The sequence below is a fragment of the Kitasatospora sp. NPDC088346 genome (genome assembly GCF_044740765.1).
In the GTDB taxonomy this organism is placed as follows: Bacteria; Actinomycetota; Actinomycetes; order Streptomycetales; family Streptomycetaceae; genus Kitasatospora.
Window position 1 is genome coordinate 1 of sequence record NZ_JBIURH010000121.1, and the last position, 5,677, is coordinate 5,677.

Genomic DNA, 5,677 nt, shown 5'->3' on the forward strand with positions numbered 1-5,677 from the left:
CGGCACGTCCGCGAGGCGGTCCGTTTCGCTGACGCGGTGCAGACCCTGGCGGCTGAGGGCGTCCGTACCTTCGTCGAGCTGGGTCCGGACGGTGTGCTGTCCGCGATGGGCCAGGACAGTGCCGCCGAGGCCGCGTTCGTCCCGGTCCTGCGCGCGGGCCGCCCGGAGGCCCGTACGCTCGCCGCCGCTGTCGCCCAGGCCCACGTCCGTGGCCTGACGGTCGACTGGCAGGCGGTGTTCGCCGGTACCGGTGCCCGCCGTGTCGACCTGCCGACGTACGCCTTCCAGCGTCAGCGCTACTGGCCGGAGGCCCCCGTGGCCGTCGCGTCCGCCGCGCACGGCAGCGCCGACCCGGTCGACGCCCGCTTCTGGGAGGCCGTCGAGAGCGAGGACCTGACCGCCCTGGCCGCGACCCTTGAGGTGGATGCCTCGGACGCGCAGTCCCCGCTGAACGCCCTGGCGCCCGTCCTGCCGGTGCTCTCCGCCTGGCGTCGCCAGCAGCGCGAGCAGCACGCGGTGGACGGCTGGCGCTACCGGGTGGCCTGGCGGCCGCTGGCCGCCGCGCCCACCGGCGCGCCGACCGGCGAGTGGCTGCTGGCCGTTCCGGCAGCGGGGGCGCTCCCGCAGGCCGTTCAGCGGTGGATCGACACCGTCGAGCGGGCCGTGGCCGGCGGCGGTGCCCGTCTGCGGCGGATCGTCGTGGACGCGGGCAGCTGCGAGCGTTCCGTCCTCGCCGACGAACTGAGCTCCGCCGAGGCTGAGTTGGGGTCGGTGGCAGGTGTCCTCTCGCTGCTGGCCCTGGACGAGGAGCGGCACCCGGTCCACCCGGCGCTCTCGGCCGGGCTCGCCGCGACCGCGGTGCTGGTCCAGGCCCTGGGCGATGCCGGGATCGGTGCGCCGTTGTGGTGCGCGACGCGCGGTGCGGTGGCGACCGGCGGCGACGCGCAGAGTGCGCTCAGCCCGGCCCAGGCACAGGTCTGGGGTCTGGGCCGGGTGGTCGCTCTGGAGCACCCGGAGCGCTGGGGCGGTCTGGTCGACCTGCCGGAGACGCTGGACGACCGGGCGGCCACCCTGCTGGCCGGCGTGCTGGCGCCGGTGTCCGGCGCGGACGCCGTCGCGGGTGAGGACCAGCTGGCCGTCCGCCGTTCCGGTGTGCTGGCCCGCCGTCTGGTGCGGGCCGACCGTGCCGGTACGCCCGCGGCGCCGTGGCGGCCGAGCGGCACGGTGCTGATCACCGGCGGCACGGGTGCGCTGGGTTCCGAGGTGGCCCGCTGGCTGGCCCGCAACGGCGCCGAGCACCTGGTGCTCACCGGCCGGCGCGGCGCCGACGCCCCCGGGGCTGCGGGCCTGCGCGAGGAACTGCTCGCAGCCGGTGTCCGGGTGACCCTGGAGGCCTGCGACGTGGCCGACCGGGAGGCGGTGGAGACGCTGGTCAAGCGCCTGCTCGTCGCCGACGACGGGCTGCCGCTGCGGGCGGTGGTGCATGCCGCCGGAATCACCCAGGACACCCTGCTGGCGGAGAGCGACCTCGCCGGACTGGCGACGGTCGTGGACGCCAAGGTGACCGGTGCGGTCCACCTGGACGCGGCGCTCGGCGACACCGAGCTGGACGCGTTCGTGCTGTTCTCCTCGATCTCCGGGGTGTGGGGCAGCGGCGGGCAGGCCGGCTACGCGGCGGCCAACGCCTTCCTCGACGCCCTGGCCACCCGGCGCCGGGCGGCCGGACTCGCGGCCACCTCGGTGGCGTGGGGTCCGTGGGGCGGGATCGGCATGGCGGCCGACGGAGTCACCGCCGACCAGCTGAGCCGCCGCGGCCTGCGCGTGATCGCACCGGAGCTCGGCATCGCCGCACTCCAGCAGGCGCTGGATCACCGGGAGACGGCGCTGACCGTGGCGGACGTGGACTGGGCGCTGTTCGCGCCGGCCTTCGCCGCCGCCCGGCCGCGCCCGCTGCTCGGCGAGGTGCCCGAGGCCCGCGAGGCGCTGGAAGGCGCCGTGTCGGGACCGGAGGCGGGGGCCGAGGACCGCTCGGCGGCGTTCCAGGAGCGGCTGCGGGCCCTGCCCGCGGCCGAGCGGGACCGGGCCCTGCTGGACCTGGTCCGCGGGGAGGTCGCCGCAGTCCTCGGCTACGCCGCGGCCGCGGCGGTCGAGGCCACCCGGGCCTTCAACGAGCTGGGCTTCGACTCGCTGACCGCGGTCGAGCTGCGCAACCGGCTCGGCGCCGTGGTCGGCCTGCGCCTCCCGGCCAGCCTGGTGTTCGACTACCCGAACCCGACCGCGCTCGCCGAGTACCTCCGGGCCGAGATCGTCGGCGACGACGAGTCCGCCGCGGCCCCGGCGCTCGCCGAACTCGACTCACTGGACCGGACGTTGTCCGCCATCGCGGCCGACGACGCCGACCGTGCCAGGGTCACGGCCCGACTCCAGGCCCTGCTGGCCAAGTGGAACGCGGCCGACGATCCGGCGGACGAGGTGGACGAGGACGAGCTGGACGACGTCTCGGCCGACGACCTCCTCGACCTGATCAACAAGGAATTCGGCAGGTCCTGACCCGTGACCCCCGAACCTGCCGGGGCGGGCCGTGCCCGCCCCGGCACCACCCCTGACCTGCACCTGTACCCGAATCCGAACCCGTACCCGGGCGCGACGAGCGCGCTCCACCCGGCACCTCCGAAGGCGGCCCGCTGATGGCAGACGAAAAGAAGCTCCTCGACCACCTCAAGTGGATGACCGCCGAGCTGCGCCGGGCCAACCGCCGGCTGCGCGAGGTCGAGGAGGCGGAGCACGAGCCGATCGCGATCGTCGCGATGAGCTGCCGCCTGCCGGGTGGCGTCCGCTCGCCCGAGGACCTGTGGCGGCTGGTCTCCACCGGTGGTGACGCCGTCTCGTCGTTCCCCGCCGACCGCGGCTGGGACGTCGAGGGTCTGTACCACCCGGACCCGGACCACCAGGGCACCTTCTACGCCAGTGGCGGCGGATTCCTGCACGAGGCAGCCCAGTTCGACCCGGAGTTCTTCGGGATCTCGCCGCGCGAGGCGCTCGCCATGGACCCGCAGCAGCGCCTGCTGCTGGAGGCCTCCTGGGAGGTCTTCGAGCGGGCCGGCATCGACCCGTCGGGCCTGCGCGGCAGCCGGACCGGCGTCTACGTCGGTGGCGGCTACCAGGGTTACGGCTCGGAGCTGCGCGAGGTCCCCGAGGGCGTCGAGGGGCGGCTGCTGACCGGCAACGCGACCAGCCTGCTGTCCGGCCGGATCGCCTACACCCTCGGGCTGGAGGGCCCGGCCGCGACCCTGGACACCGCCTGCTCCTCCTCGCTGGTCGCCCTCCACTGGGCCTGCCAGGCGCTGCGGGACGGCGACTGCTCGCAGGCGCTGGTCGGCGGGGTCACCGTGCTGGCGACCCCGGACGTGTTCGTCGAGTTCAGCCGCCAGCGCGGGCTGGCCGCCGACGGCCGCTGCAAGTCCTTCGCGGGCGCGGCGGACGGCACCGGCTGGTCCGAGGGCGTGGCCATGCTGCTGGTCGAGCGGCTGTCGGACGCGCGGCGCAACGGGCACCCGGTGCTCGCGGTGGTCCGTGGCAGCGCCGTCAACCAGGACGGTGCGTCCAACGGCCTGACGGCCCCGAACGGTCCGTCGCAGCAGCGGGTGATCCGCCAGGCCCTGGCCGACGCCCGGCTCTCCGCCGGCGACGTGGACGTGGTGGAGGCGCACGGCACGGGCACGACGCTCGGCGACCCGATCGAGGCGCAGGCGCTGCTCGCCACCTACGGCCAGGAGCGGCCGGCCGAACAGCCGCTCTGGCTCGGCTCGTTGAAGTCGAACGTCGGCCACACCCAGGCCGCGGCCGGTGTCGCGGGCGTCATCAAGATGGTGATGGCGATGCGCCACGGCGTGCTGCCGCAGACGCTGCACGTGGACGAGCCCTCGCCGCACGTCGACTGGACGGCGGGGGCGGTGGAGCTCCTGACCGAGGCCCGCCCGTGGCCCGAGACCGGTCGGCCGCGCCGCGCCGCCACCTCCTCCTTCGGCATCAGCGGCACCAACGCCCACACCATCATCGAACAGGCCCCCGAGCCCGCCGCACCGGCCACCGACGGCACCGGAACCGGACCCGGGGCCACAGCCGTCACCCAGGACACGCCGACGGCGCCCAGCACTGTGGTGCCGTGGCTGCTCTCCGCCCGCACCGCCGACGCCCTGCCCGAGCAGGCCGCCCGGCTGCTGGCCCACCTGGCCGCCGAGCCCGCCGCCGACCCGCTGGACGTGGGTTTCTCCCTCGCCACCACCAGGGCCGCGCTGCCGCACCGCGCAGCCCTGGTCGCCGCCGACGCCGAGGAGCTCCGGCGCGGCCTGCAGACCCTCGCCGACGGCGGGCAGACGACGTTGCAGGACTCCGTCACCGACGGCCCGTCCGCTTTCCTCTTCACCGGTCAGGGCAGCCAGCGGGCTTTCATGGGTGAGGAGTTGTGTGCCGCGTATCCGGTGTTCGCGGAGGCGTTCGACGCGGTCCGTGCGGAGCTGGATCTGCATCTGGAGCGTCCGCTGCGGGAGGCGATCGCGGACGCGGAGCTGGTGAACGAGACGGCGTACACCCAGCCGGCGCTGTTCGCGGTGGAGGTGGCGCTGTTCCGCCTGCTGGAGTCGTGGGGTGTCCGTCCTGACTTCCTGGCCGGTCACTCGATCGGCGAGCTGGCCGCGGCGCACGTGGCGGGTGTGCTGTCGCTGGCGGACGCCTCTCGACTGGTGGCGGCGCGTGGCCGGCTGATGCAGGCGCTGCCGCGCGGCGGCGCGATGGTCGCGCTCCAGGCCGCCGAGGGTGAGGTGCTGCCGCTGATCGCCGGCCGCGGCGACGAGCTGGCGATCGCCGCGGTCAACGGCCCTTCCGCCGTCGTGGTTTCGGGCGAGGAGCGGTCGGTGCTGGAGCTGGCCGCGGACTGGGAGGCGCAGGGCCGCAAGACCAAGCGGCTCGCGGTGAGCCATGCGTTCCACTCGCCGCTGATGGACGGCATGCTGGACGAGTTCCGTACGGTGGCGCGGGAGTTGACGTTCGAGGCGCCGCGCATCCCGATCGTCTCCACGCTCACCGGCGCGCTGGTGTCGGACGAGCTGACCGACCCCGAGTACTGGGTGCGGCACGTCCGCGAGGCCGTCCGCTTCGCCGACGCCGTGCAGATCCTCGCGGCGCAGGGCGTCCGGACCTTCGTCGAGGTCGGCCCGGACGGCGTGCTCTGCGCCCTCGGCCAGGAGAGCGCCCCCGAGGCGGCGTTCGTCCCGTTGCAGCGCGCGGGCCGCCCCGAGGACGAGGCACTCATCACCGGAGTGACCCGCGCCCACCTGCGCGGGCTCGCCGTCGACTGGACGGCGTTCTACGCGGGTCGCGGCGCCTGCCGGGTCGACCTGCCGACCTACGGCTTCCGGCGGGGCCACTACTGGCTGAAGTCCGGCGGCCCGCTCCCGACCGGGCGCCCCGCCGACCCGGTCGAAGCGCGGTTCTGGGAGGCCGTGGAGAGCGAGGACCTGGCCGCGCTGGCCGAGACCCTCGGCGTCGAGCACGGCGACCGGCTCGGCGACGCGCTCCCCATGCTGGCGGCGTGGCGTCGGCAGAGCCGTGAGCTGCTGACGGTGGACGGGTGGCGTTATCGGGTGGTGTGGCGGCCGCTGTCGGATGTGGTGGCCGG

The 5,677-nt window shown here is 75.3% G+C and carries 2 protein-coding genes; both read left to right on the forward strand.

Annotated features, from left to right (window positions below):
• Positions 1-2,550, forward strand: a 2,550-nt coding sequence (locus ACIOFR_RS41690; protein WP_401005983.1) for an SDR family NAD(P)-dependent oxidoreductase, incomplete at its 5' end; no start/stop codon positions are given.
• Between the two features lie 134 nt (positions 2,551-2,684).
• The coding region (locus ACIOFR_RS41695) for a type I polyketide synthase (RefSeq protein WP_401005985.1) at positions 2,685-5,677 on the forward strand (2,993 nt) is incomplete at its 3' end.